At 68.2% G+C, this 25,729-nt stretch carries 22 protein-coding genes; 6 read left to right on the top strand and 16 right to left on the bottom strand.

Annotation, left to right across the window (positions count from 1 at the left end; genetic code table 11):
• A complete protein-coding gene (locus PGN37_RS12140) occupies positions 1 to 471 on the bottom strand; it encodes a DUF4383 domain-containing protein (RefSeq protein WP_335331274.1) in 471 nt (156 codons plus the stop codon).
• Positions 472 to 590: 119 nt separating this feature from the next.
• Here PGN37_RS12140 and PGN37_RS12135 point away from each other — a divergent pair, with 119 nt between their 5' ends.
• Positions 591 to 1,424, top strand: a complete 834-nt coding sequence (locus PGN37_RS12135) for a DUF1542 domain-containing protein (protein ID WP_335331273.1) — start codon at positions 591 to 593, stop codon at positions 1,422 to 1,424.
• On the opposite strand, the gene PGN37_RS12130 is transcribed toward PGN37_RS12135, so the two are convergent.
• From PGN37_RS12130 to PGN37_RS12095, 8 genes are all read right to left on the bottom strand, one after another.
• Positions 1,421 to 3,109 (bottom strand): cation:proton antiporter, encoded by a 1,689-nt coding sequence (locus PGN37_RS12130; protein ID WP_335331272.1) that lies wholly within the window; start codon positions 3,107 to 3,109, stop codon positions 1,421 to 1,423. The two genes, PGN37_RS12135 and PGN37_RS12130, sit on opposite strands and share 4 nt — an antisense overlap.
• Positions 3,110 to 3,151: 42 nt before the next feature.
• Positions 3,152 to 3,952 carry an Fpg/Nei family DNA glycosylase gene (locus PGN37_RS12125; RefSeq protein ID WP_335331271.1) on the bottom strand — a complete coding sequence of 267 codons (801 nt, stop codon included), beginning with the start codon at positions 3,950 to 3,952 and terminating at the stop codon, positions 3,152 to 3,154.
• A gap of 3 nt (positions 3,953 to 3,955) precedes the next feature.
• Positions 3,956 to 4,978 carry an allophanate hydrolase-related protein gene (locus PGN37_RS12120; protein WP_335331270.1) on the bottom strand — a complete coding sequence of 341 codons (1,023 nt, stop codon included), beginning with the start codon at positions 4,976 to 4,978 and terminating at the stop codon, positions 3,956 to 3,958.
• 32 nt (positions 4,979 to 5,010) lie between these two features.
• Positions 5,011 to 5,484: a ribose-5-phosphate isomerase gene (locus PGN37_RS12115; protein WP_335331269.1), complete on the bottom strand. Its 474-nt coding sequence runs from the start codon at positions 5,482 to 5,484 to the stop codon at positions 5,011 to 5,013.
• A 119-nt stretch (positions 5,485 to 5,603) separates the two neighbouring features.
• Positions 5,604 to 6,563 (bottom strand): isopenicillin N synthase family dioxygenase, encoded by a 960-nt coding sequence (locus PGN37_RS12110; protein WP_335331268.1) that lies wholly within the window; start codon positions 6,561 to 6,563, stop codon positions 5,604 to 5,606.
• Positions 6,560 to 7,003, bottom strand: coding sequence for a nucleoside deaminase (locus PGN37_RS12105; protein ID WP_335331267.1), 444 nt, complete (start codon positions 7,001 to 7,003; stop codon positions 6,560 to 6,562). The genes PGN37_RS12110 and PGN37_RS12105 overlap by 4 nt, the downstream gene beginning before the upstream one ends.
• Entirely contained in the window at positions 7,000 to 8,385 is a 1,386-nt protein-coding gene (locus PGN37_RS12100; protein ID WP_335331266.1) for a purine-cytosine permease family protein, read from the bottom strand. The genes PGN37_RS12105 and PGN37_RS12100 overlap by 4 nt, the downstream gene beginning before the upstream one ends.
• 69 nt (positions 8,386 to 8,454) lie before the next feature.
• On the bottom strand, positions 8,455 to 9,063 hold the full coding sequence (locus PGN37_RS12095) for a mycothiol-dependent nitroreductase Rv2466c family protein (RefSeq protein ID WP_335331265.1): 609 nt from the start codon (positions 9,061 to 9,063) through the stop codon (positions 8,455 to 8,457).
• A gap of 92 nt (positions 9,064 to 9,155) precedes the next feature.
• On the opposite strand from PGN37_RS12095, the gene pepN reads away from it, so the two are divergent.
• Complete coding sequence (pepN, locus tag PGN37_RS12090; RefSeq protein WP_335331264.1) at positions 9,156 to 11,741, top strand: aminopeptidase N; 2,586 nt, start codon at positions 9,156 to 9,158, stop codon at positions 11,739 to 11,741.
• A gap of 56 nt (positions 11,742 to 11,797) precedes the next feature.
• Positions 11,798 to 12,187 (top strand): HNH endonuclease, encoded by a 390-nt coding sequence (locus PGN37_RS12085; RefSeq protein ID WP_335331263.1) that lies wholly within the window; start codon positions 11,798 to 11,800, stop codon positions 12,185 to 12,187.
• 18 nt (positions 12,188 to 12,205) lie between these two features.
• Here the strand turns inward: PGN37_RS12085 and PGN37_RS12080 are convergent, their stop codons facing one another.
• The 3 genes from PGN37_RS12080 to PGN37_RS12070 are packed head-to-tail and all read right to left on the bottom strand — an operon-like array spanning position 12,206 to position 13,470.
• Positions 12,206 to 12,682: a DUF5130 domain-containing protein gene (locus tag PGN37_RS12080; RefSeq protein WP_335331262.1), complete on the bottom strand. Its 477-nt coding sequence runs from the start codon at positions 12,680 to 12,682 to the stop codon at positions 12,206 to 12,208.
• The gene (ctaJ, locus tag PGN37_RS12075) at positions 12,669 to 12,902 is read right to left on the bottom strand and encodes an aa3-type cytochrome oxidase subunit CtaJ (protein WP_335331261.1); all 234 of its coding nucleotides are present in this window, start codon (positions 12,900 to 12,902) and stop codon (positions 12,669 to 12,671) included. The genes PGN37_RS12080 and ctaJ overlap by 14 nt, the downstream gene beginning before the upstream one ends.
• 25 nt (positions 12,903 to 12,927) lie before the next feature.
• Entirely contained in the window at positions 12,928 to 13,470 is a 543-nt protein-coding gene (locus PGN37_RS12070) for an HNH endonuclease (protein ID WP_442932912.1), read from the bottom strand.
• Positions 13,471 to 13,754: 284 nt separating this feature from the next.
• Here PGN37_RS12070 and PGN37_RS12065 point away from each other — a divergent pair, with 284 nt between their 5' ends.
• From PGN37_RS12065 to PGN37_RS12055, 3 genes are read left to right on the top strand one after another with little or no spacing between them, the layout of a single operon-like run.
• Positions 13,755 to 14,936 carry a catalase family protein gene (locus PGN37_RS12065; RefSeq protein WP_335331259.1) on the top strand — a complete coding sequence of 394 codons (1,182 nt, stop codon included), beginning with the start codon at positions 13,755 to 13,757 and terminating at the stop codon, positions 14,934 to 14,936.
• 38 nt (positions 14,937 to 14,974) lie between these two features.
• Complete coding sequence (locus tag PGN37_RS12060) at positions 14,975 to 17,569, top strand: helix-turn-helix transcriptional regulator (RefSeq protein ID WP_335331258.1); 2,595 nt, start codon at positions 14,975 to 14,977, stop codon at positions 17,567 to 17,569.
• A 39-nt stretch (positions 17,570 to 17,608) separates the two neighbouring features.
• The gene (locus tag PGN37_RS12055; RefSeq protein ID WP_335331257.1) at positions 17,609 to 17,998 is read left to right on the top strand and encodes a globin; all 390 of its coding nucleotides are present in this window, start codon (positions 17,609 to 17,611) and stop codon (positions 17,996 to 17,998) included.
• A gap of 19 nt (positions 17,999 to 18,017) precedes the next feature.
• On the opposite strand, the gene PGN37_RS12050 is transcribed toward PGN37_RS12055, so the two are convergent.
• The 4 genes from PGN37_RS12050 to ettA form a co-directional block, all read right to left on the bottom strand.
• Positions 18,018 to 18,659 carry a hypothetical protein gene (locus PGN37_RS12050; RefSeq protein WP_335331256.1) on the bottom strand — a complete coding sequence of 214 codons (642 nt, stop codon included), beginning with the start codon at positions 18,657 to 18,659 and terminating at the stop codon, positions 18,018 to 18,020.
• Positions 18,656 to 19,072, bottom strand: a complete 417-nt coding sequence (locus PGN37_RS12045) for an acyl-CoA thioesterase (RefSeq protein ID WP_335331324.1) — start codon at positions 19,070 to 19,072, stop codon at positions 18,656 to 18,658. Before PGN37_RS12045 ends, PGN37_RS12050 begins: the two co-directional genes overlap by 4 nt.
• A gap of 8 nt (positions 19,073 to 19,080) precedes the next feature.
• Entirely contained in the window at positions 19,081 to 23,943 is a 4,863-nt protein-coding gene (locus PGN37_RS12040; protein ID WP_335331255.1) for an NAD-glutamate dehydrogenase, read from the bottom strand.
• Between the two features lie 91 nt (positions 23,944 to 24,034).
• Complete coding sequence (ettA, locus tag PGN37_RS12035) at positions 24,035 to 25,708, bottom strand: energy-dependent translational throttle protein EttA (RefSeq protein ID WP_335331254.1); 1,674 nt, start codon at positions 25,706 to 25,708, stop codon at positions 24,035 to 24,037.
• Positions 25,709 to 25,729: the final 21 nt, after the last annotated feature.

Here is a 25,729-nt window from a genome sequence, read left to right as displayed (position 1 = left end):
TCAACGCCGCCCGGCGCCGGCCACCGGGCGGCCCAGCACCAACCCGAGGGCCAGCATGCCCAACGCCAGGATGAGGTGCAGCCAGTTGTCAGCGTTGTTGAGCGGCACGAAGTTCATACCGCTGTCGCGGTCGATGACCAGCCCGTACACCCACAGCACGGCATAAATCACTGCGCCGACGATCAAATACGACCGGGATGCGGTAACGCTGCGCGCCAACAGGATTCCGGCCACGCCGAACAGCAGGTGGACGATGTTGTGCAGCACCGACACGGCGAACAGCCCGAGCAGCATGGCCCCGGAGTGATGGCCCGCGAACGACAACTCACCGTAGTTGGTGGTCACCCCTGGTATGAAGCCGGCGATGCCGACGATCAGGAACACGACCCCGACGATGAGCGCGGCCCATTGGACCTGGGATCGGGATGTCGAGATTCGGGTCGTCGCAGGGGTCTGCCTGGGAGACGTCACGGCGTCACGTCCTTTCATGTCGTTGGGCGCCCGAGCGGCGCTCGTCTGCCCTGCTACCCGGGAGCAACGGCCCGAAACGACACCCGGCTCACCCGCGACCTGTCGGTACGCTGTGAATCATGGAAGGCGTTCTTCTACTCCTCATCGTGCTGGTCGTCGCGGCGATCGGCATCGCCGTGTACGCATCGTCGAAGGCATCCGGTCAGCGCAGCGCGGCCTCACTGGCTGATGCCAAGGCCGACGCCCGTCGTCTCATCGAGCGTCTCGGCGGTCAGGTGTACGCGCTGACCGGAACCGACGACGCCTCCAAGCAGGCACTGGCCGACGCGTCGGAGCGCTACACCGCCGCGTCCTCGCAGATCGATCAGGCCACCACCGTGAAGCAGGCGGCGCTGGCCAAGGAGAGTGCAGTCGAAGGGCTGTATTACGTACGCGCGGCGCGGACCGCGATGGGCATGGATCCGGGGCCGGATCTGGAGCAGCTGTCCGGCCAGCGCACGGCCGGTGCCGTCACCGAGGACCGCAGTGTCGAGTTCGACGGCCGCCAGGTCCAGGCGTCGCCGACGCCGTCGCAACGCACCCCCAACTACTACCCCGGCGGCCGGGTCGCGGGACGTCCGGTGCCCGCGGGCTGGTACTCCGAGCCGTGGTGGAAGCCCGCCCTCGTGGCGGGCGCCTGGGGTGTGGGCTCGGCACTGCTGTTCACATCGCTGTTCTCCGGCATGGCCGGGGTCGGCTACGACGCCAACGCATTCGAGAACGGCTACGGCGACGGATTCGCCGACGGCATGGAACAGGGTCAGCTCGACGGCGGGGGCTCAGACGGTGGGGGCTTCGACGGGGCCGACACCGGCGGTGGTTGGGACGGCGGCGGCTGGGACGGCGGCGGCAACGACTGGGGTGGCGGCGATTTCGGCGGTGGCGACTTCGGCGGCGGCGGGTTCGACTTCTAGAACCGGCTTTCCAGTCGGGCCGATACGCCGGCCTCCTGCAGATCAAGGCGTTCGAGCATCGCCCGCACCGCCTCGTCGTCGATGCGTCCCTCGTCGCGCTCGGAGATCAGCGCGTGCCGCTGCGCAGACAGCACGTCGCGGTAGAGCTGGGCGAAGATCTCGGCCCGCGGGGTGTGGGCGTCCGGGTCCGGCATCTCGTCGGCGTCCTGAGAATGTCTGGCCACGACCCCGCGGATCTCGGCGAGCACCCGCGGATCGAGTCCAGCGGGAGGGTTGGCCCGGAACTCGGCGAGCACCGAGGCCGCCGCGGAATGCACCACCTGTTCCGCCTTCTCCGTCTCGGCCGCGGTGAAGGTTTTGTCGTCGTCGGCGGACAGCTCGAGTCGGCGGATCAGCAGCGGCAGCGTCGCGCCTTGCAGCAGAAGCGTTCCGACGCTGACGACAAAGGCGATCGCCTGGATCGTGGCCCGCTCCGGGAACGGGTCACCCGCCGCCGTGGTCACCGGAATCGCCGCCGCAGCCGCGAGGGTGACCACCCCGCGCATACCCGTCCACGACACCACGACGTTCTCCTGCCACGTCAGGGCCCGGTTGTCGATGCGCGAACGCCAGCGCGGCGGAACCGCGGCACGCCGTCGGGTGCCCAGCGCGCCGCGCGCGCCCTGCGCGGGAACAGGCACGCTGAGCCGCTTTTCGACCTGGCGGGATAGCACTCCCCTGCTGAACATCGCGAACACCGACAGCGGCCGGATGACGAGCACGATCAGCAGCACGATCGCCGACGCGACGGCGACCTCCACCAGCGACTCGTGGGCCTCGCGCAGATCTTCGAGCACGAACCGCAGATGCAGCCCGATGTAGGCGAACACGAATGCTTCTAGCAGCACGTCCACCGAGTTCCACACGTACCGCTCCTGCAGGCGGGTCTGGTAGCCGGCGTCCACAGTTCCGCTGCCGACGACGAACCCGGCGACCACCACGGCCAGCACCCCGGAGGCGTGCATCTCCTCGGCGACGATGAACGCGGCGAACGGCACCATGAGCCCCTGCACCGTCTCCAGCGCGGGGTTGGCCAGGCGTCGCCGAATCCACAGCGTGACGTAACCCAGTGCGGCCCCGACCAGCGGCCCGAGCACCGCGCTGTAGCCGAACAGCAACAGCGGGTTCTCGATGAACGTACGGCTGCCGGCCACCTGTGCGACCGCCACGGAGAACAGCGCCAGGGCGGCCGCATCGTTGATGAGGCTCTCCCCGGTGAGGATCGACATGACCCGCTTCGGCAAGCCGAGTTTGCGGCCGACCGCCACGGCGGTCACGGCATCCGGTGGGGCCACGATGGCGCCGAGCACCAGCGCGGTACCGAACGTCAGCGGCACGACCACCAGCCACGACGACACCAGCGCCACGGTGAACGCGGTGACGACGACGAGACCGACACCGAGCCCGAGGATCGGCTTGATGTTGCGCAGGAACGTGGGGAAGGAGAAGTCCAGCGCGGCCGAATACAGCAGCGGCGGCAACACCACCGACAGCAGGATGTGCGAATCGAGTTCAGGCGCGGTGAAACCGGGCAGGAAAGACACGGCGATGCCGACGACGACGATGATCAGGGCGGGTTCGAGCCCGCGGCGGTGCGCCACCGCGGTGACGACGATGGCTCCGACGACGACCAGGATCAATTCCACCCGGTGATTCTCCCGGGTCGAGCGGCCGGGCGCCCACCGGAATCAGGTCTGGCAGGTGGGGCACCAGAACAGGTTGCGTCCTTCGAGCACTTCGGTGCGGATGGGTGTGTCGCAGATGCGGCACGGGTCACCCGCGCGGCGGTACACGTAGGTGCGCGGGCGTCGCGGACCGTACGAGGGTTGGCCGTGGTCGTCCTCGGGTCGGATGGTGATGATGCGGCCCTTGCGGACACCGACGTTCATCAACTCGACGAGATCGGTCCACGCGTCGTCGAACTCGTTTTCCTCGACCGTGGTTCCGGGCCGGTGCGGGTCGATGCGGTGGCGGTAGAGAAGTTCGTTGCGGTACACGTTGCCGACACCCGCGAGCACCGACTGGTCCATCAGCAGCGCTCCGATCACTCTGCGCGACTTGTGGATTCGCGTCCACGCTGTGCTGGGGTCGGCATCTTTGCGCAACGGGTCGGGGCCCAATCGGGCGAGGATCTCGGAGACCTCGGCTTCGGTGACCACCTCACACGCGGTGGGTCCGCGCAGATCGGTGCCACGCTTGGTGCCCACGATGCGCATCCGCACCTGGCCCACCGGGTCGGGCACGCCGTCCTCGACGTCGAACACGCCGAACTTGCCGTACAGGCCGAGGTGCACGTGCACGATGCGGCCGCCGTCGTAGTGGTGGAACAGGTGCTTGCCGTAGGCGCTGGCCCGGGTGAAGGTCTTGCCGTTGACCGCGTCGGCACCGTCGATGAACCGTCCCTGCGGACTGCTGACCGCCACACGCTGTCCCTTGAACATCCGCTGGTGCTGCCGCGCGAGACGGTGAATGGTGTGACCTTCGGGCATTCCTTAAGTCTGCGGCACCGCACCCGCGGCCAGGGCAGCCGGCCAGCTCCCGTAATGACTGACGTCGACACCTTCGACCGATCCGTCACATCCGAAGGCCGTCCGCCACGTTCCGTCGGCGAATTCGACCTTGCCCAGTTGCATCGGCGCGGGCAGTTCGGCCAGGAATCGGCCCAGCGCCGCGGGCGACAGTAGCCAGCGGTGTCCCATCAGCGCCGCGCCGGCGGCACCGTCGGGCAATCGCGTGACCCCGGGTTTCGGTGGGCTGGTCGGCAGCGCGGTCATCCGGTACCTGGGTGCGGTGGTGATGTCGCCGGCGAATCGGGCCCCCCGGTCGGTGAGCTGGTACACCAGCGGGCCGTCGCGCAGGTGGGCACCGAAGACCACGAGTTCGGTGTGCTCGGCCACGGCGAGCGGCCACACGTCGACCGGCGCCGGATCGGTGGTGAGGCGTGCCGCGATGTCGAGTGCCACGGCGTCGTCGAACGCACGGGCCAGCACGGTGACGCCCGCGCGCCCCGCCGGGAGCGCGACCCCGCACATGTCCTCGCTGATGCCGGGAATCCCGGACGTCGGCACCAGCAGCGCGTCGGCGGTTCCGTCGATCAATTGCCGCGCAGCAGTAGGGCTTTCGCCGACCACGGCGCCGCCGAACTGTTCGACGGCCGCACCTGTGCGGACGAGATCGTCGACGGCGGCTCGAAACGCCGCACGTGACAGCTCGTCGAGGAACGACAGGTCGTCCGGGATTGCGACGACGGGCATCGGCGGCGCGGCGAGCCGGGTGTCCGCCGGCCACGGTCGCGACGGTGCGCCGGTGGCCAGAGCCGACATCGCGGCGTCGGCGAGCAGCAGCGTCGGCGCGAGAATGGTGATGCGAGTTGAGGATTCGCCGGCTTCCGCGATCCCATCTGTGCTGATCACGTCGGCCGTCGGGGTGATGGCGACGGCGCCGGCGGCGTCGACACCCGCACCGACCGCGACCCGCACGCCAGCCATCAGTCCCGGGCCGCGGCTGTCATCCATATCTGCAGTGAGTACGAGCCGGTGCGCCGGCCTCAGGCTCCGGGCACGGGCGGCGCGGTGTGCGTCTTCTCGTACTCGGCGAGGATGTCGATCCGCCGCTGGTGCCGCGGCGCCTCCGACCAGGCGGCAGCCAGGAACGCGTCGATGATCGCGAGCGCGTCCTCGGTGGTGTGCATGCGCCCGCCGATCCCCATCACCTGGGCGTTGTTGTGCTCGCGGGCCAGCTGGGCCGTCTCGACGCTCCACGCGAGCGCGCAGCGGACACCGGGCACCTTGTTGGCGGCGATCTGCTCGCCGTTGCCGGAGCCGCCGATCACGATGCCGAGACTGCCGGGGTCGGCGACGGTCTTCTCGGCCGCGGCGATGCAGAAGGCCGGGTAGTCGTCCTCGGCGTCGTAGCTGAAGGCGCCGCAGTCGACGGGCTCGTGACCGGCCGCGCTCAGATGCTCGATGACGGCCTGCTTGAGCTCGTATCCGGCATGGTCGGCTCCGAGATAGACACGCATGGCCGATACCCTACTTCCTCCCGACTCGACCCCGCCCAAACGTCGGGTTGGGCGGGAAAAGGGGGTGATTTCGCGCCCAAATGTCGGGTTGGGCGTAGTCGGGTTGGGCGTAGTGGGGGTCAGCCGATGGTGATGGCGTCGAGGCGTTCCTTGATGAAGTCCGACGTCGTCACCGGCGTCAGGCCCGCCTCCCTGCCGACGGGCGGCGTGAGCGGGGTGACGACGGCGTCGTGGTTGGCCTCGTAGAAGTAGATGAGCGACACCAGATCCTCTTCGGGAGCGTGCGGCTGCGGCGGCAGCACCCGGTGTCGGCCCGACGGCCACCGCCGGCCGCTCCAGTACTCGAGCAGATCACCGATGTTGACGGTCAGCGCCGCCGGGTCATAGGGCGCGTCCTCCCAGCCGCCCTCCTCGCTGAACACCTGCAGGCCGCCGGCTCCGGGCTCGCGGTCGAGGATCGTCACGGTGCCGAAATCGGTGTGTGGGCCGATGCGGAACTGTCCCGGCTCGGGATCACCGACGACGCTGACCGGCGGGTAGTGGTTGATGTTCATCGTCCACGTCGGCATACTCGCCATCTCGGCAAAGGGGTTGAGCGGCAATCCGAGTGCGTGCGCGAACAACGCCAGCAGGTCGTCGGCGACGCGGCGCATCTGGGCGGTGTACTCGTCGACCAGCCGCTGCAGCGCAGGCACCTCGGACGGCCACACGTTGGGCGCGAACCAGATTCGATCGACCTCGGGATCGCCGGTGGCGGTCTCGGCGCCCAGGCTGAAACTCTCCTTCAGATCGGGCGGGGTCTCGGTGCCCTCGGCGTAGCCGTTGGCTTCGGCCCCCGGACCGATCCACCCGTGCCCGCCGACGGGCACCGCATAGCCACTCTTGACCGGCGCAGGCAACGCGAAGAATTCCCGGGCAGCGGCCCGCACGTCGGCGGCCAACGCCGGGTCGACCCCGTGTCCGGTCACCAGGATGAAGCCCGCGCGCTGAAGACCGTCGTCCACCTCGGCGGCCACCGCGTCGGCATCCGCTCCGCCCTGCCGCCACCGCGAAAGGTCGATGCTGGCAATCACACTCATTCTCCGATGTCCTCCGCCCACAGTTCTGGATGCGCCGCGATGAAGTCCGTCATCATCGACACACACCGCTCGTCCTCGAGCACGGTCACAGCCACGCCGTGCTCGGCCAGCCAGTCGTGCCCACCGGTGAAGGTCGAGCTCTCCCCGATGACGACGGCGCCGATGTTGAATTGCCGCACCAGCCCGCTGCAGTACCAGCACGGCGACAGCGTGGTCACCATGGTCGTCGATGAGTATCCGCGCTGGCGGCCCGCATTACGGAACGCGTCGGTCTCGGCGTGGATCGACGGGTCGTCACGTTGCACCCGCTGGTTGTGGCCGCTGCCGAGCAGTGTCCCGTCGGCGGCGAACAACGCGGCCCCGATCGGGATCCCGCCTTCTGCCAGACCTTTTCGCGCCTCCTCGACGGCTACCTCGAGCATGTCCTGGACAGATGTCATTGCTTGGTGATCGCTTGTCGACACAGCACCAAGTATGCGGCCCCGGCCAGCACGAAACCGACGAAGAACGTGATGTCGCCGAGCTGGGGCATCGCTGCCGCCACCACACCGATCAACTTCTCCTGATTGGCGAACAGCACCACCGACACCACCAGGCCGATCACGAATGCTGCGAGGCCTCCCCAGTTCGCGTACGAGCGGTCATAGAGCAGATGTGCCACCGGACGCCCGCGACGCAGGTACTGATCGGCGAACACCACGCCGAGCCAGGGCCCCACCCAATACGCGATGATCAGCAGGAACGCCTCATAACTGTGCGCGGCGTCGGGCAACGCCCACCACGCGACGAGGAATCCCGCGACGCCGAAGAACACCGTCACCAGGGCACGGGCGACATGGGCGGGCAGCGTGATGCCGGTCGAGACGAACGCCATCGCCCCGGAGTACACGTTGATCGCATTGGCCGCGATCGCCCCGACGGCGATGGCCAACAGCGTTGCCTTGGCCAACGGTGACGCCAGCTCGGCGGTGAACGACCCGGTCGGGTCGGCCAGGGACGCCTCCCCCGTCGTCACCGATGCGGCGCCCACCACTTCCAGGACCACGCAAGCGGTGAAAAGCCCTGCGGCGGCGAAAAACCCGGTGCGCGGCCCGGACACCGTCGCCGGCAGGTACCGGGTGAAGTCCGCGGCGTACGGCGTCCACCCGGCCGCGTAACCGAACGACGTGCCCACGGTGAGCAGGAAGCCCCCCAGCCCGCCGACCCCGTCGGCGGCCGGTGCGGCGTTGCCGATGTCGGCGTGGACGAAGATCGCCACCGAGGCCGCGAGGAACACGATGGCGAGCACCGGGAACGAGTACCGCTCGAAGGCCTGAACCAGGTTGTGCCCGAAGAACGCGAGCGCGGTCTGGGCCGCCACGATGATCACCAGCCCGAGCAGCGGGCCGATGCCGAACAGTGTGGACAGCGCGAACGCACCGCTGACGCTGTTGGTGGCGAACCAGCCGACACCGGCGGTGACCGACATCAGCACCGACGGCACCGCGTTGCCCTTGAAGCCGAACGCCAACCGGCCCAACACCATCTGGGGGACGCCGTGCATCGGTCCGCGCGCCGACAGGAAGTAGTGCGCGACAGCGCCGAGGCCGGTGCCGATGACGATGCCGGCAACCGCCTGCCAGAACGTCATCCCGAACGCGAGCACCGCGAGCATGCCGACGAAGATCGTCGCGAACTCCAAGTTCGGCGATGTCCACGTCCAGAACAGTTGGCTCGGCTTGCCGTGCCGATCCGCCTCGGCGATGTATTCGGTGCCGCCCGGTTCGACGGCGACCACGCGGTCCCGGTAGGAGCCGTCGGTGGTGGGTTCGGTGACAGTCACCGATCCACCCTGAGGGCGCCCCTGTCACCGCGCAACCGGACGCAACGCGCCCGAAACATTCGGCCCCCGTCAGTCGAACGACGGCGACTCGGTGCGGGAGCGCTTGAGCTCCCAGAAGTGCGGGTAGGACGCGAACGTCACCGAGGCGTCCCACAGCTTTCCGGCCTCGTCGCCGCGCGGGATCTTCGACAGCACCGGCCCGAAGAAGGCCACGCCGTTGACGTGGATGGTCGGCGTGCCGACATCGTCGCCGACCGCGTCCATTCCCTCGTGGTGACTCTTGCGCAGCGCCTCATCGTGGGCATCGGAGTCGGCGGCCTCGGCCAGTTCAGCCGGCAGCCCCACCTCGGCGAGCGACTCGTTGATCACCTGCGCGAAGTCCTTGTTGTCCTGATTGTGAATCCGCGTGCCCATCGCCGTGTACAGCGGCCCCAGCACGTCGGCGCCGTGCGCCTGCTCGGCCGCGATAGCGACGCGCACCGGCCCCCACGCCTTCTTCATCATCTCCTGGTACTCCTCGGGCAGATCCCTGCCCTCGTTGAGCACCGCGAGACTCATCACGTGGAAGTTGACGTCGATGTCGCGGACCTTCTCCACTTCGAGAATCCAGCGCGAGGTGATCCAGCACCACGGGCAGAGCGGGTCGAACCAGAAATCGGCGCGGGACTTCTCGGCCATGGGGTCTCCTCCTCGAGTCGATGACAGACGTCGCTTGCGTCAACCACCGACGCCCGTCCTGTCTTCCCGGCTTGAGACTAGTGTTGACGAGCGTGGCCCTTCCTAATCTGACGCGCGACCAAGCTGCCGAACGCGCCGCCCTGATCACCGTCGACAGCTATCACGTCGCCCTCGATCTGACCGACGGCGAGGGCTCGCCGAGCGAGAAGACGTTCCGCTCGGTGACGACCCTCGAATTCGACGCCACCGCCGGTGCCGACACCTACCTCGATCTCGCCGCGGACTCGATCCGCAGCGCAACGCTCAACGGCACCGACATCGACGTGTCCGGCTACGACGAGTCGACGGGCATCCCTCTCACGGGCCTCGCCGAACACAACGTCGTCGTCGTCGACGCGGACTGCCGCTACTCCAACACCGGCGAGGGACTGCACCGCTTCGTCGACCCGGTCGACAACGAGGTCTACCTGTACTCGCAGTTCGAGACCGCCGATGCCAAGCGGATGTTCGCCTGCTTCGACCAGCCCGACCTGAAGGCCGCCTTCGACATCACCGTCACCGCGCCCGGGCACTGGGAGGTGATCTCGAACGGGGCGACCGTCGACGTGACTTGGGACGGCAAGGCCAAGAACCACACGTTCAAGGCCACCCCCCGGATGAGCACCTACCTGGTGGCGCTGATCGCCGGGCCGTACGCCCGCTGGGACGACGTCTACAGCGATGACCACGGCGACATCCCGCTGGGCATCTTCTGCCGCAAATCGCTGGAAGAGTACATGGACGCGGAGCGTCTGTTCACCGAGACCAAGCAGGGATTCGGCTTCTACCACAACAACTTCGGCGTCCCGTACGCCTTCGGCAAGTACGACCAGCTGTTCGTGCCGGAGTTCAATGCCGGTGCGATGGAGAACGCCGGTGCGGTGACGTTCCTCGAGGACTATGTGTTCCGGTCCAAGGTGACCCGCTACTCCTACGAGCGCCGCGCCGAGACCGTTCTGCACGAGATGGCCCACATGTGGTTCGGCGACCTGGTCACCATGCAGTGGTGGGATGACCTGTGGCTCAACGAGTCGTTCGCGACGTTCGCCTCGGTGCTGTGCCAGGCCGAGGCCACCGAGTACGACCAGGCGTGGACGACGTTCGCGAACGTGGAGAAGTCGTGGGCGTATCGACAGGACCAGCTGCCGTCGACGCATCCGGTGGCCGCGGACATCCCCGACCTGCACGCCGTCGAGGTGAACTTCGACGGCATCACCTACGCCAAGGGCGCCAGTGTGCTCAAGCAGCTGGTGGCCTACGTCGGTCTCGAGTCGTTTCTCGCGGGGCTGCGCGACTATTTCCGCGACCACGCCTACGGCAATGCGACATTCAGCGATCTGCTGGGCGCGCTGGAGAAGTCGTCGGGCCGTGACCTGTCCGGCTGGGGGCGCCAGTGGCTCAAGACGACCGGATTGAACACGCTGCGGCCCGATTTCGACGTCGACGCCGACGGCGCCTTCACCCGGTTCGCGATCGAACAGGGCGGCGCCAAGCCGGGCGCCGATGAGACGCGGGTGCATCGCCTCGCGGTGGGCATCTACGACGACGACACATCGGGCAAGTTGGTGCGGGTGCACCGCGAGGAGCTCGACGTCGACGGGCCGACGACCGAGGTGCCCGGCCTGACCGGGGTGAAGCGCGGCAAGCTGATCCTGGTCAACGACGACGACTTCACCTACTGCTCGCTGCGACTGGACCCCGACTCCTTGCAGACGGTGCTGGGCCGGATCGCCGACATCGCAGAACCGCTCCCCCGCACCCTGGCGTGGTCCGCGGCGTGGGAAATGACCCGCGACGCGGAGTTGCGCGCCCGTGACTTCGTGGCGCTGGTGATGAGCGGTTTGCACGCCGAATCGGAAGTCGGTGTGGCGCAACGGCTTGTACTGCAGGCGCAGACCGCGCTGGGGTCCTATGCGGACCCGCAGTGGGCCGCGGAGAACGGGTGGCCCGCATTCGGCGACACGCTGCTGGACCTGGCCCGCGACTCGGCGCCCGGCTCGGATCACCAGTTGGCGTTCGTCAACGCGCTGTGCACCTCGGTGCTCTCGCCCAACCACGTCGCAGTGCTCGAGACGCTGCTGGACAACGAGCCGGCTGCGGTGAACCTCGAAGGCCTCGTGGTGGACACGGATCTGCGGTGGCGGGTGGTGACGGCGCTGGCACGCGCCGGCGTGCTCGACGCCGACGGCACCGAGTCCCCGCTGATCGACGCCGAGGCGGCGAACGATCCGACCGCGGCGGGCCGGCGTCAGGCCGCGGCCGCAGCGGCGGCGCGCCCGCAGGCGGCGGTCAAGGAGGCGGCGTGGCAGCAGGTCGTGGAGGACGACACGCTGGCCAACATCACCGCGCGCGCGATCATCGGCGGTTTCGCCCAACCCGGGCAGGGTGAGGTGCTGGCGCCGTTCCGGGACCGCTACTTCGACGCGATCTCGGGCGTGTGGGAGCGGCGGTCCAGCGAGGTGGCCCAGACCGTGGTCGTCGGCCTGTACCCGTCGTGGGACATCAGCGCCGATGCGCTCGAGGCGGCCGATGAGTTCCTGTCCGATTCCGAGGTGCCACCAGCGCTGCGCCGGCTCGTGCTCGAAGGCCGCGCCGGGGTGGAGCGGTCGCTGCGCGCCCGCGAGTTCGACGCGGGCTAGCGACACGCCGCTCACGGACGAGAGTTCGCGCACGCTCGCGCGCATACGCTCACGCGGTGGCGGTCAACAGTCGGAGGGCGCGGGCGGCGCGCCGGCGCAAACGCCGCGTCGCGGCCGTCGTCAACGACCTCACCGCCGCGCAGTGGACGGCGATCAAGGCGGCCTGGAGCGGGTGCGCGTACTGCGGGACGACGACCGGAACGATGCAGCGCGACTGCGTGATGGCCATCTCGCGCGGCGGGCGGTACACCGTGGACAACGTGGTTCCGGCCTGCGGGCCGTGCAATGCCAGCAAGTGCAACGACGAGGTCACCGGCTGGCTGCGCCGCAAGCGGCTCGACGAGCGGCTCTTCCTGGAACGCTACGTGCGGATTCGCTCGGAGTTGATGTCCGCGAACGCCAAAAGTGCACTCACGGTAGTCGCTGACGCGGGTCAGCTACCGTGAGCACACTTTCGCCGACGATCAGCGCGGGGACACGCCCGCCGACAGCACGCGGATGCCGCTGATCAACCCGTCGATCAGGTTGCCCTCGCGGAACGACGCGGCTGCCGCGGAGACACCCAGCGGTGCGGCCTCTTCGATGCCCCGGCCCTTGACCTTCGAGCCGTACACCACCTCGATGGCGCGCTGGTTCGGCGAGACGGCGAGCAGCACCGCATTGTCCGGGGTCGGCACCCGGCCCAGGATCGCCCGCGCCGACGCCGCGGTGTCCTCGCCGAGATCGCCGACGTAGACGGCGAAGCGCGCCTTGGCCGCGCGCGACCCGAACTTCAACGCATTGTCGAGAACCACCAGGTCCCGCGTCGGGAACGGGTAGTGCACCGACAGCTCGCCGGGCTCGGTGACGCCGGAGACGCGTCCGCTCGCGGTGACGACCGAGCCGTACGGCAGTTCGGCCAGGTCGAGAGCTCCCGCCCGGGTGATCTCACCAGTTGCCACTTGCGCCGCCTCCGATCGTCACGTGCGCACCATGGCCGCCGTGGCCGTGATCCGCGGGTTCGTCCGCCGCCCACAGGATGGGCTCATGGGTCCACGTCTCCGCGAGGTTGTACGTCGCGGGGTGCGGCCCCTTCTTGCGGTAGATCAACAACGCCAGAATGCCGGCCAGGGCCAGCGGAATCAGCAGGAAGCTCGCGTGCAGAAGAGCTGTGTTGGTCACGGCCAAACCGTAACGCACGTCCCGGTCAGGCCGCGCCCTCACCCAGGTATCTGACCCATGCCGGGTCGAGTTCTTTGACACTGGACAGCAGCCGCCAGTGCTGACCCTTCGGCGGCATCGGCGCGGACCGCAGCGTCCAGCCCAGCTCGCTCAGCAGCCGATCGGCCTTGCGGTGGTTACACGGCGAGCACGCGGCGACGCAGTTCTCCCACGAGTGCCCGCCCCCGCGGCTGCGCGGGATGACGTGGTCGACGGTGTCGGCCTTGGCTCCGCAGTACACGCACCGGAACCGATCGCGGTGCATCAACGCGGCCCGGGTCATCGGCACCCGCGCCCGGTACGGCACCCGCACATAGGTACGGAGGCGGATCACCGACGGCACGACGATCGTGCGGCTCGCCGAATGGATGACCGGCCCGAGTGGATCGTCGTGCACCACGTCGGCCTTGCCGCACATCAGCATGACCACTGCTCGCCGCATCGGCAGCGCCGTCAACGGCTCGAACGTCGAATTGAGGAGGAGCACCCGTCGGCGTCCCCAGATCGAGGGCTCCGGCATCACCGGCATCACGAGCGCGTCGCCACTCGCGGTGAGGCTGTGTAGAGCGCGCGCGGGGGTGCTCGCTGTCGACCCGGTCGAGCTCGTCGCGGTCCGGTGGTGCCGGTGGCCGCGACCATTTCTGCGCTGCACCATACGTCCTCCGCTCGACAGTCCACCACGGATCACTGCGGATCGCACGACAATTCTGGTCGTGTTCGCTGGTCAGTCCGGTGAACTTCTCGTGACCGCTCGCTGATTGCAGGTAGCGCGTTACTCATGCCGGTCGGTCGCCGTGCCTTCAGACTGTGCCCATGACTGACGGGGGACCCCACACCTACCTGCGCTACGAGCCCGCCATGGCCGCGTTCCCGCCCGGCGAGGATGCACTGATCTCCGACCTGGTCGCCGATCTGCACCGCAACAACCAGTTCCAGTACGCGAAGAGCCGCTGGTTCGCGAAGTACCGGCGGCACGGCCGACCGCACGCGGTTCGCGACGCGCACGCCAAGAGTTGTGCCGTGCTGTCCGGGCACCTGACCGTCCACCCCGACCTGGACGCCACCCTGCGACAGGGCATGTTCACCATGCCGGGTGCCACGTTCGACGTGATCGCCCGGATCTCGCAGACCTCAGGCGCCATCCGCTCCGATCAGGTGCGCGGCGTGCGCGGCCTCGGCCTGAAGATCCTCGGGGTGACGGGCACGAGCGGGGAGCGTGCCGATGCCCGATTCCCCGACACGAACCAGGACTTCGTCTTCGTCACCGAGCCGGCGTTCCTGTTCCGTGACGCCGCCGACTACGCGAAGGCAGGCATGCGGACCGCGAGAGCGCTGACCGTATTGCCCGATCCCGGGATGCTGGCGATCAACCGGGTGCTGCGGGCGGCCCGGCGCATCGTGGCGAGCACCGGCCGGGACCTGCCCGCCAAGTTGCGGGTGTTCGCCGAACCCAACCATCACCCACTGCGGCAGGCGTTCTACACCGCCGCACCGGTGCGGTTCGGTGACTTCGTGGCAAAGGTGCGGGTGGCGCCGACGCCGTCCACCGTTGCCGGCGCTGTTCCGGCGACGATCGACGACGGTCAGTACGACGCCGCGTCCCGCGCGGTCGCCTCGTACTTCGCGAGCAAACCGGCCGAATACGAGGTGGCGGTTCAACTGTGCACCGATGAGCTGCGGATGCCCCTCGAAGATGCCACGGTGGAGTGGCCCGAGGCCGTGTCGCCGTACCTCCCCGTCGCGACGATCCGGTTCCCCGAGCAAAGGGGATACGACGAGGCCCTGCGCGATTTCGCCGACGACGCGCTGGCCTTCAACTCGTGGCGCGGTATCGCCGAACACCGCCCGCTGGGGTCGATCAACCGCTTGAAGCTGCGCGTGTACGAGGCGTCGAGCGAATACCGGCATGCGAAGAACGGCGTGCCCCACCTCGAGCCGAGCGACCTGTCGGCGTTCCCCGGCTCTGGTCCCGGCCGGCTAACCGACCGTCATTAGCGAGAACTGGCGGTCTCTGCGCACTACACTCACGAAATATGCCGCGTGGTTGGCAACTGCTCGACCGTCCTGCGGAGTTCGACGCGGTGCGGTCCGCCCTGACGGGCACCGAGTCGTACGGGGCTGTGCTCGTCGGCGATGCCGGCGTCGGGAAGACGACCCTCGCCCGAATGGTGACGGAATCGGTGCGCTCAGAGGTGCACTGGGTGGCCTCGACGAAGTCGTCGCGCAGCATTCCGCTCGGGGTCTTCGCTCATCTGGTCGGCGGGAGTACGTCCCGCGACGCGACGGCGCTTCTCGCCTGCGCGCGCGAATCGCTTGTCGCGCAGGGCAACAGCATCGTGGGCGTCGACGACGCCCATCTGCTCGACGAGCTGTCCGCCACGCTGCTGCATCAGCTCGCCGTCGACCAGTCCGGCCGGATCCTGGCCACCGTGCGCAGTGGAGAACCGGTGCCCGACGCGGTGACCTCGCTGTGGAAGGACGGTTACCTCCGCCGCATCGAGTTGCAGCCGTTCACAAAGACCCAGAGCATCAAGCTGGTCGAATCGGTGATCGGTGGGCGCCTCGAAGGGTTGTCGGCCGACCTGATGTGGCAATCGTCGGGCGGGAATGCCCTGTTCCTGCGCCATTTGGTCGAGGGGTCCATCGACGCCGGGACGCTGCGCAGAGTGGACGACGTATGGCAGCTCCGCGGTCCGACAGCCGTGCCGTCAGGTCTGGTGGCGCTGCTGGAGACGCGGCTGGAGAGTGCCGGCGACGCCGTCATGACTGCGCTGAAGCTGCTCGCGCTGTGCGAACCGCTGGACGCCGATGCGCTCACCGAGCTCGTCGGTGACGACGCGGTCGACGAGGCCGAGATGCGCGGGCTGATCCGGTTCACCGAGGACGGCCCCACCCTGAACGCCCGCTTCAGCCACCCGCTCGTCGGCGACGTCGTACGCACCAAGATCGGCCGGGCCGCCGAGCGTCGCCTCAAGGGCCAGGTGGTGCAGATCCTGCGACGCCGCGAACTCTCCACCGCCGCGAGCCGGATCCGGATGGCGAACCTGTCGATCGACAGCGATCAGACCGTCGACGTCGACCTGCTGACTGCGGCCGCCAAGGACGCGATCTTCCTCTCCAATCTGCCTCTCGGAGAACGGTTGGCGCGCACTGCATTCGAACGAACCGGCAGCCTGTCATCCGGCGCGCTGCTGTCCCGGGCGCTGCTGTGGCAGGGCATGCCCGCGGACGCCGACGCGATACTCGCCCAGTTCACCCCGAACGATCTCGACGAGGTGCAGCTGGTGCAGTGGGGCGTGCCGCGGGTGTCGACGCTGTTCTGGTCGATGGGCGAGGTCGCCAAGGCGCACGAGGTGCTGGCACTGGTGCGCGAGCGGGTGCGGATTCCGCTCCTGGGGCTGATCCTGCGCGCGACTGCGGCCGCGATGGCAGTGCACGAGAACAGGATTTCCGAGGGCATCGACGAGGCGCTTGCTGTGCTCGCCGACCCGCAGGCGCCCGAGCAGGCTGTCGAATTCGCCGCCTTCGCCGCGGGGTTGGCGATGCCCGTCGCGGGACGAGGCGACGAGTTCGAGCCGATCGCGGCGCGCTGCCGCGCCGATCAGAAGCCCACCGACGGCATGATCCGCGTGATGGTCCGCTACTGCGACGTGCTGGCGCTGACTCACATGGGTCAGTTCGAGACGGCCGCCGAACGCGCACTGCGCTATGCGGATTTCTCGTCGGTCGGCCAGTTCCTCGCCTGGGCGATCGCCAAGATCATGGCCGGCGTGGTGGCGACCGCACGCGGAGACTTCCCCGAGGTGGTGTCCTCCATCGAACAGGCCTTGGCCGCGCTGTCCGCCGAGAGTCCCCTGCCGTGGCAGCTGCCCGGCCGGCTGCTGCTGGCCCGTGCCTACGCCGCGCTCGGCCGTGTCGGCGAGGCCGAGCGCGTCCTCACCGACGCCGCCGAGCACTCCGGCCCGTCGATGGCGCTGCACGAACCGCAGCGGCTGATCTCGCGGTCCTGGTACGCCGCGGCAAAGGGCATGGAACGCAATGCCGTCGAATTGGCCAGGGCCGCCGCGGACAACGCGCGGCGATCCGGCCAGTTCGCGCTCGAAGCCGAGGCGCTGCACCACGCCACCCGATTCGGGGACCGCACCACGGCCGAGCGTCTCGCCGAACTCGAGCAACGCGTGCACGGGACCATCGTGCCGTTGTTCGCCCGTCACGCCGCGGCCGTCGCTGCAGGAGATGCCACCGGGTTGGATGCCGTCAGCGCCGAGTTCGAGCGGGCGGGCCTGATGCTCTCGGCGGCCGACGCCGCCGCGCAAGCCGCCCCGTTGCACGACGCGGCCGGGGATCGCCGGCGCACCACCGAGTCGGGCGCCGCCGCGTTGCGTCTGGCCGAGGCGTGCGGCGGCGCGTCGACGCCCGCCATCAAGACCGCGGCCCGTCCCCTGCCGTTGACACCGCGCGAGCGCGAGATCGCCGAGCTGGTGTCGGCGGGGCTGTCCAACCGGGAGGTGGCCGAGGCGCTGACGCTGTCGGTGCGCACCGTCGAGGGACACGTCTACCGCGCGTGCTTCAAGCTCGACGTCGCCGACCGCGACGAACTGGCCCGATTGATCCGGAAGAAGTCCTGACCGTCGGCCGCCCCCGGGCATGGCCCACAATGGGCGGTGATGGATCAACAATCGTTCTACGACGCGGTCGGCGGTCACGACACGTTCCACCGGATAGTGTCACGGTTCTACGAGCAGGTGCGCGACGACGAGATCCTGCGCCCGCTCTACCCCGACGACGAGCTCGAGGCGGCCGAGGAGCGGTTACTGCTGTTCCTCGAGCAGTACTGGGGAGGTCCGCGCACCTATTCCGAGCAGCGCGGCCATCCGCGGCTGCGGATGCGGCATGCCCCGTTCCGGATCGGCTATCTCGAGCGTGATGCCTGGTTGCGCTGCATGCACACCGCTGTCGCCGAGATCGACTCACAGACCCTCGACGACGAGCATCGCGGCGAACTGATCGCCTACCTGGAGATGGCCGCCCAGTCGATGGTGAACTCCCCCTTCTGACCCTTTTCCCGGCGAAACGTCAGTGCAGGACCACAGCGGGGTCGCCGCGCCGGCGGTACACCGTGCCGAAGCGGGCATCGATGCGCAGCCACGTCGCCGTCGTGCGCACCCGCACCACCTCGTCGTCACCCGGGTGGTCGGGGACGAAACCCATCGCGCTCAATGCGAACACGCACCGCATCGGGATGCCGACCCGCTGATCATCGGCAGCGACCTCGACGACGTCCTGGTCCAGTAGCGACGTCGGCGGACCGTGCGCACCGGCGTGCTCGCGGGCCAGCGCCGAGCCGCGCTGGACCAGCGCGAACACTTCGCGCGCGGGTACGTCGTCCAGGTGCACGAACCCCGTGTCCGGCGGCAGGCCACCCCGCCACGCCGAGTCCATCGCGAACCCGGGATCGACATACCCGTCGGGAGTCATCGCCGCGAGCCCGGCCAGTAACGCGTCGGCCGCGGCCGACAGATCGGCGGGCCGCAACCGGCCCCCGACTGTCCGGCTGGCCAGCACGTCGAATCCGGTGGCCACCCAGGCCGACACCAGCCCGCCGGGGCGTTCCCGCAAACGCACCACCGCGGCCTCGTCCACGCCGCGGGCACGTTCGGTGAACGCCGCGAGGTCGTCTCGGTGCGTTGGGTCGAGCCAGAGACCGCGTTCGCTCATCGGGCCCAGTGCTGCAGGTACTCCCGCTGCGCAGCCGAGAGTCGTTGCAGCCGTTGCTCTTCGATGTGCACAGCGGCCAGCTGGGTCTCAGCGATGACGGCGGGTCTGGAATCGGGAGCCGCACCCACCGAGCGCACCTCGTAGCCGACCGTGAAATCGACCGACCGCACCCGGGTGGTCCACATCGTCACCTGCAGCGGCGAGTCGATCAGCCGCAGCTGCGCCTTGTACGCGATCTTCACGTCGGCGATGAGCAGGCCGATGGTGGTGATGTCCGCCTCGAACGGCTCCCGCAGGAACGGGATTCGCGCCTCTTCGAGGATCGTCACCATCGTCGCGTGGTTGATGTGCTGGTACATGTCGATGTCCGACCATCGCACGTGCACCGGCGCCGTGAAGCCCTGCTGTGTCACCTCTCTCGTCACCCCGACGTTCCCGTTCCGCTCGTCCTGGTCATGCTGCGAATCTGGCGGGCCGCCACCGACAACGTCGCGAGATCGTGCTCACCGCTTTCGTACAACTCGGTCAGGGTGCGCCGCGCGCGGGTGACCCGGTTGCTGTTGGTCATCTCCCACTCGGCGATCTTCTCCTCGCCGTTCTCGTCGGGCTCTCCGACCGCGAGGACGTCGAAACTCAGCGCGCGTAACGAGCCGTAGATGTCGTCGCGAATCGCCAACCGCGCCAACGAATGCCAGCGATCGTCGCGGGACAGCCGCGACACCGCGGTGAGCAGCCCGTCGGTGCCGAGGTGATCCATCAGGGCGAAGTAGGTGTCCGCCACCTCCGCCGGATCGCGGTCGACGATGTCGGCGATGTCGATGACGTCGAGCAGGCTGAACTGATACAGCCCGGTGGCCACCTGGAAGCCCAGCTCCTCGGACACTCCCTGCCCGCTGAACTCCCCCGCCTCTTTCATCACGATCGCCCGGTCGTCGCCACGCAGCCACTCCGACATCCGCGGCGTCAACGCCGCCACCTTGTCGGCGAATCGGTTGATCTCGGCACCCACCGCCAGCGGCTGGGGGCGGTAGTTGAGCAGCCAGCGCGCGGCGCGGTCGATCAGCCGGCGAAGGTCCAGCGTCATCCGATCCGTCACGGCCACCGACACGCCGTCCACCCCGGCGGCACGGATGCGTCGCCACACCTCGCCGACACCGAAGATCGCGTCGACGGCCACGAAGCTGCGCACCGCGTCGACCGACGACACCCCGACGTCCTCGGCGACGCGATAGGCGAACGAGATACCCGCGGTGTCGACGACGTCGTTGATCAGCATGGTGGCCACGATCTCGCGGCGCAGCTGATGCGAGCGGATCTCGGTGGCGAACCGATCCCGCAGCGTCGTCGGGAAATACGACGGCAACCGCGAGGCGAACACTTCCTGGTCGGGCAGGTCACCGGCGAGCAGATCGTCTTTGAGCGCAAGTTTGACGTGCGCCATGAGTGTGGCCAATTCCGGTGACGTGAGACCGATTCCGGCTTCGGTGCGCCGCCGGATCTCCTTCTCCGACGGCCAGGCTTCCAGCTCGCGGTTCAAGCCGCGCTCGTCGACGAAGTCCTTGATCATCCGTGCGTGCACCGACAGCATGCTGGCGGCGTTCGCGCGGCTGGTCCCCATCAGATCGTTCTGACTCTCGTTGTCCGCGAGGACGAGTCGGCCCACCTCGTCGGTCATTGACAGCAGCAGGTCTGTGCGGTCCTCCGCGGTGACCATGCCGGCGGTGACCAGCGAATCGATGAGGATCTTGATGTTGACCTCGTGATCAGAGCAATCGACACCCGCCGAGTTGTCCAGCGCGTCGGTGTTGATCCGACCGCCGACGAGGTCGAACTCGATGCGGCCCAGCGACGTCACACCCAAGTTGCCGCCCTCGCCGATCACCTTGGCGCGCACCTGGTTTCCGTTCACCCGGACCGCGTCGTTGGCCCGGTCGCCCACATCGGACTCGCTCTCGGCCTTGACGTAGGTACCGATGCCGCCGTTGAACAGAAGATCGGCCGGCGCCTTGAGGATCGCCCGCATCAGGGCTGGCGGCGTGAGCTCGGTGACGCCGTCGTCGATGCCCAGCGCCGTGCGCGCTTCTGCACTGATGGGGATTGACTTCTGCTCGCGGCTGTAGACACCGCCGCCCGCACTGATCAGCGAGGTGTCATAGTCCTCCCACGACGAGCGCGGCAGCTCGAACAGACGCTTGCGCTCCTGCCACGACCGGGCGGCGTCGGGGTCGGGGTCGATGAAGATGTGCCGGTGATCGAATGCGGCGAGCAGCCGGATGTGCTCGGAGAGCAGCATGCCGTTGCCGAACACGTCACCGCTCATGTCGCCCACCCCGACGACGGTGAAATCCTCACTCTGGGTGTCGATTCCCATTTCGCGGAAGTGACGCTTCACCGACTCCCAGGCACCCTTGGCGGTGATGCCCATCGCCTTGTGGTCGTAGCCGACCGAGCCGCCCGAGGCGAACGCGTCGCCCAACCAGAATCCGTAGGACTTCGCGACATCGTTGGCGATGTCGGAGAACGTCGCGGTGCCCTTGTCGGCGGCGACGACGAGGTAGGCGTCGTCACCGTCGCGGCGAACCACTCCGTCGGGGGTGACGATCGCGCCCGAGGACTTGTCGACGTTGTCGGTCAGGTCGAGCAGACCTGCGATGAACAGCCGGTAGCAGGCCACGCCCTCTTCCCGGGTGGCGTCGCGATCGACCGCGGCATCCCCGGTGGGCGCCGGTGGCCGCTTGACCACGAAACCGCCCTTCGCCCCGACAGGCACGATCACGGCGTTCTTCACCGCCTGCGCCTTGACCAGGCCGAGGATCTCGGTGCGGAAATCCTCCCGGCGATCCGACCAGCGCAACCCGCCGCGGGCGACGAACCCGAATCGCAGGTGTACACCCTCGACCCGCGGTGAGTACACGAAGATCTCGAACTTCGGCCGCGGCAACGGCAATTCGTCGATCAACTCGGGATTCATCTTCAGCGACAACACGTTGCGTTCACGCGCCGAACCCGCGCGGGTGACGAAATAGTTCGTGCGTAGTGTCGCCTGGATCATCGAGGCGAACGCTCGCAGCACCCGGTCGGTGTCGAGGCTGACCAGCGCGTCGATGTCCGCGGCCACCGCAGCGGCCGCGGCCTGGGCGTCACGGCGGACGTCGGTCTGCCCTTCCTCGGCCGGGCAGAAGAGGGCTTCGAACAGCTCGACCAGCGAGCGCGCGGTGCCCGCGTTGTTGTTCAGAGTGTCCTCGATATGGGACTGGCTGTACGAGAAGCCGGCCTGCTTCAGGTATTTCGCGTAGGCCCGCAACACCGTCACCTGCTGCCACGTCAGGCCGGCCCGCAGCACGAGCTCGTTGAACCGGTCGATCTCGCAGTTGCCGTGCCAGATCGCGGTGACGGCATCGGCGAAGCGCTGCGCCGTCGCATCCCGTTCCGGGCCCGGGCCGGACATCGGGATGCCGTGGTGCGGCGACACCTTGAACTGGTAGATCCACACCGGCAGACCGTCGGGCCGCGTGACCGTGAACGGCCGCTCCTCGAGCACCGTCACACCCATCGACTGCAGCATCGGCAGCAAGCGGCTCAACGACGCCGACTGGCCCCCGAGGTACCAGATCAGATTCGAGATGCCGTCGACGGCAGTGTTCTCGGTGTCGTCAAGCACGAGCTTGACCGAGTTGTCCTGCAGTTGCTCGATGATCTCGATATCGGTCAGAGCGTGCAGCGGGTTGACTGCCTGCTTGTAGACCTCCGGGAACGCTGCGGCGTAGTGCTCGGCGATGCCCTGGTCGATCGACGCCGTCCGAACCGCGCCGAGCATCCGGTCGGCCCAGGTGCGCGCGGCCTCGGTGAGCAGATCCTGGATGCGCGACTCGTTCCCGTCGGAGACGTCGACATCCTGGACTCGCGAACCTTCGGGCAGCCGAACCGTGAAATGCACCAGCGCCCAGGGTGATTCGCTCACCCGCGCGGCGTAGTCGATGCTGATGCCGCCCAGTTCGCGGACCAGGATGTCCTGCATCTCCAGGCGCACCGCGGTGGTGTAGCGGTCACGCGGCAGATACACCAGGCACGACACGAAGTGGGCCAGCGGATCGGCCCGCATGAACAGCAGCGTGCGCCGACGCGAGCCGAGGTCGACGACGGCCATCGCCATGTCGAGGAGGTCGCGCGACGACAACGCGAACAGTTCCGAACGCGGGATGGTCTGGATGATGTCGAGCAGCAGCTGCCCTGGGTGGCTGGGGTCGCGGTGGGCCATTGCGAGCGCGTCGTTGACCCGACGCGAGATCAACGGGATCTCGAGCACGTTGGCATTCATCGCGGCGACGGTGAACAGTCCGACGAAACGGTGCTCGATCGCCGCGACGTCGGAGCTGCCGTCCTCAGCCTGCTCACGCACCACGACGATCTGGGGGTAGGCGCCGTACCGGAGAAAGCTCGGGATGGTCGCCTGCGCCAACGCCAGCAGCTCGTCCTTGTTGGTCAGCTGAGGCAAGACGTCTTGGCGTAGCCGCAGCACCCCGAGACGGCTGGCGGCATCGACGGTGGCGTGCCCGTCACGCACGGGGCAGCGCTGATAGCCCAGCAGGACGAAGTGCCCGTCGGCGAGCCAGCGCAGCAGCGCGGCGACGTCCTTGCGGTCGGTGCTGGGGAAGCGCCGACCGGTGTCGCTGTCGAGTTCGGCGGCCAGGCCGCGCAGCGTCGCACCCATGCTCTGCGAATCCAGTGCGACCTGGCGGGCGTCGGCGAGCACGCGGGGCAGAAGTCGTTCGGCTTCGGCGAGCGCGCGCCGGTCGACGGCGCTGGAGAGTTGCACGTGCACCCAGGTCTCATCGACACCGTCACCGAATGTCGCTTCCGAGGCCGGCACGATGTCGAGGAGTTCGCCGCCTGCGCCGCGGCGCACCCGGAAGACCGGGTTCATGATCGCCTTGTAGGCGACCCCGACGCGGTGAAGCAGCACGGTCACCGAATCCATCAGCATCGTCGCGCTGTCGGTGATGACTTGAAGCGCCGGACCGAATCCGCCGGGTTCGTCGGCGCCGTAGACGGCGACCAGCGTGGCTCCGGCGGAGCGCTGGCGGCCTAGCCGGTACTGCGCCTCCACCATCGCCGACATGCCGTCCGACGGGCTTCGCAACGGGCCGGTGACGGCCCCCTCCGAGCCGGGCGCGCCGCCGTGGGGCCCCCGATAGGTCTGCAGGTACGCGGGGATCAGTCGATCGATCGCCTCAGGGGTCAGGTCTTTCTCAGTTGCCCCGATCGCACCGGGATTCAACGACATCCGCCGCTCCTCCAGTCACATGCTGCGGACCGGCCGCCGTTGGCTGCGACCGGCCGCACGAGCGACCGGTCACGTGGTCCGCAGAACGAGACTATCCTCGCGTGAGCTTGCGGTGGGTGACCCTGTGCGGACGCGCTGCATCCGCACCGAGACGCTCCACCTTGTTCTCCTCGTAACCGCCGAAGTTGCCCTCGAACCAGAACCATTTGGCCTCGTTGTCGGTGTCGCCCTCCCACGCCAGGATGTGCGTGCAGGTGCGGTCCAGGAACCAGCGATCGTGGGAGATGACCACGGCGCAGCCCGGGAACTGCTGGAGCGCGTTTTCCAGCGAGCTCAGCGTTTCCACGTCGAGGTCGTTGGTGGGCTCGTCGAGCAGGATCAGGTTGCCGCCCTCTTTGAGGGTCAGCGCCAGATTCAACCGGTTGCGTTCACCACCGGAGAGCACGCCCGCGGGCTTCTGCTGGTCCGGGCCCTTGAAACCGAACGCCGACACATACGCCCGCGACGGGATCTCGTTCTGCCCGACCTCGATGTAGTCCAGGCCGTCGGAAACCACCTCCCAGACGTTCTTCTTCGGGTCGATGCCGGCGCGGCTCTGGTCGACGTAGCTCAGCTTGACGGTCTCACCGACCTTGACGGTCCCGCTGTCGGGCTGCTCGAGCCCGACGATGGTTTTGAACAGCGTCGTCTTACCGACGCCGTTGGGCCCGATCACACCGACGATGCCGTTGCGCGGCAGGGTGAACGACAGATCCTTGATCAGCTGCCTGCCATCGAAGCCTTTGTCGAGATGTTCGACCTCTACGACCACATTGCCCAGGCGAGGACCGGTGGGGATCTGGATCTCCTCGAAGTCGAGCTTGCGGGTCTTCTCGGCCTCGGCGACCATCTCCTCGTATCGGCCCAGACGCGCCTTGCTCTTGGCCTGCCGGGCCTTGGCGCCCGAACGCACCCACTCCAGCTCGTCTTTGAGCCGCTTCTGCAGCTTGGCGTCCTTGCGGCCCTGAACGGCGATGCGCTCGGCCTTCTTCTCCAGGTACGTCGAGTAGTTGCCCTCGTACGGGTACGCACGGCCGCGGTCGAGTTCGAGGATCCACTCGGCGACGTTGTCCAGGAAGTACCGGTCGTGGGTGACGGCGAGGATGGCGCCCTTGTATTCGGCGAGGTGCTGCTCGAGCCACAGCACACTCTCGGCGTCGAGGTGGTTGGTCGGCTCGTCGAGCAGCAGTAGGTCGGGCTTGGACAGCAGCAGCTTGCACAGCGCGACGCGACGCTTCTCACCACCGGAGAGGTGGGTCACCGGCTCGTCGGCGGGCGGGCAACGCAGCGCGTCCATCGCCTGCTCGAGCTGGCTGTCGATGTCCCATGCGTCCGCGGCGTCGAGCTCCTCCTGGAGCCTGCCCATCTCGTCCATGAGCTCGTCGGTGTAGTCGGTCGCCATCAGCTCGGCGACCTCGTTGTACCGGTTGAGCTTGCCCTTGATCGCAACGCCCTCTTCGACGTTCTCGCGCACGGTCTTGGTCTCGTCGAGCTGGGGCTCCTGCATCAGGATGCCGACGGTGGCGCCCGGCGCCAGGAACGCGTCGCCGTTGTTGGGCTGGTCCAAGCCGGCCATGATCCGCAAGACGCTCGACTTACCGGCCCCGTTCGGGCCGACGACGCCGATCTTCGCGCCCGGAAGGAAATTCAGGGTGACGTCGTCAAGGATGACCTTGTCGCCGTGCGCCTTGCGGACCTTCCGCATCGTGTAGATGAATTCGGCCATGCCTCTGATATCGCCTTTCTC

Source organism: Mycobacterium kyogaense (assembly GCF_036946525.1).
In the GTDB taxonomy this organism is placed as follows: Bacteria; Actinomycetota; Actinomycetes; order Mycobacteriales; family Mycobacteriaceae; genus Mycobacterium; species Mycobacterium kyogaense_A.
Note: the sequence above shows the minus strand (reverse complement) of the source record. Positions and strands in the feature narration are given on the sequence as shown.

What these genes read in the sequence shown, in the direction of transcription:
- PGN37_RS12050 (WP_335331256.1), bottom strand. Translation starts at nt 18,659, where the DNA reads ATGAGCGAACGCGGTCTCTGGCTCGACCCAACGCACCGAGACGACCTC.
- PGN37_RS12070 (WP_442932912.1), bottom strand. Translation starts at nt 13,470, where the DNA reads ATGCCGGTGATGCCGGAGCCCTCGATCTGGGGACGCCGACGGGTGCTC.
- PGN37_RS12125 (WP_335331271.1), bottom strand. Translation starts at nt 3,952, where the DNA reads ATGCCCGAAGGTCACACCATTCACCGTCTCGCGCGGCAGCACCAGCGG.
- PGN37_RS12060 (WP_335331258.1), top strand. Translation starts at nt 14,975, where the DNA reads ATGCCGCGTGGTTGGCAACTGCTCGACCGTCCTGCGGAGTTCGACGCG.
- PGN37_RS12095 (WP_335331265.1), bottom strand. Translation starts at nt 9,063, where the DNA reads ATGGCCGAGAAGTCCCGCGCCGATTTCTGGTTCGACCCGCTCTGCCCG.
- PGN37_RS12135 (WP_335331273.1), top strand. Translation starts at nt 591, where the DNA reads ATGGAAGGCGTTCTTCTACTCCTCATCGTGCTGGTCGTCGCGGCGATC.
- PGN37_RS12110 (WP_335331268.1), bottom strand. Translation starts at nt 6,563, where the DNA reads ATGAGTGTGATTGCCAGCATCGACCTTTCGCGGTGGCGGCAGGGCGGA.
- PGN37_RS12065 (WP_335331259.1), top strand. Translation starts at nt 13,755, where the DNA reads ATGACTGACGGGGGACCCCACACCTACCTGCGCTACGAGCCCGCCATG.
- PGN37_RS12055 (WP_335331257.1), top strand. Translation starts at nt 17,609, where the DNA reads ATGGATCAACAATCGTTCTACGACGCGGTCGGCGGTCACGACACGTTC.
- PGN37_RS12115 (WP_335331269.1), bottom strand. Translation starts at nt 5,484, where the DNA reads ATGCGTGTCTATCTCGGAGCCGACCATGCCGGATACGAGCTCAAGCAG.
- ettA (WP_335331254.1), bottom strand. Translation starts at nt 25,708, where the DNA reads ATGGCCGAATTCATCTACACGATGCGGAAGGTCCGCAAGGCGCACGGC.
- PGN37_RS12040 (WP_335331255.1), bottom strand. Translation starts at nt 23,943, where the DNA reads ATGTCGTTGAATCCCGGTGCGATCGGGGCAACTGAGAAAGACCTGACC.
- PGN37_RS12105 (WP_335331267.1), bottom strand. Translation starts at nt 7,003, where the DNA reads ATGACATCTGTCCAGGACATGCTCGAGGTAGCCGTCGAGGAGGCGCGA.
- PGN37_RS12120 (WP_335331270.1), bottom strand. Translation starts at nt 4,978, where the DNA reads ATGGATGACAGCCGCGGCCCGGGACTGATGGCTGGCGTGCGGGTCGCG.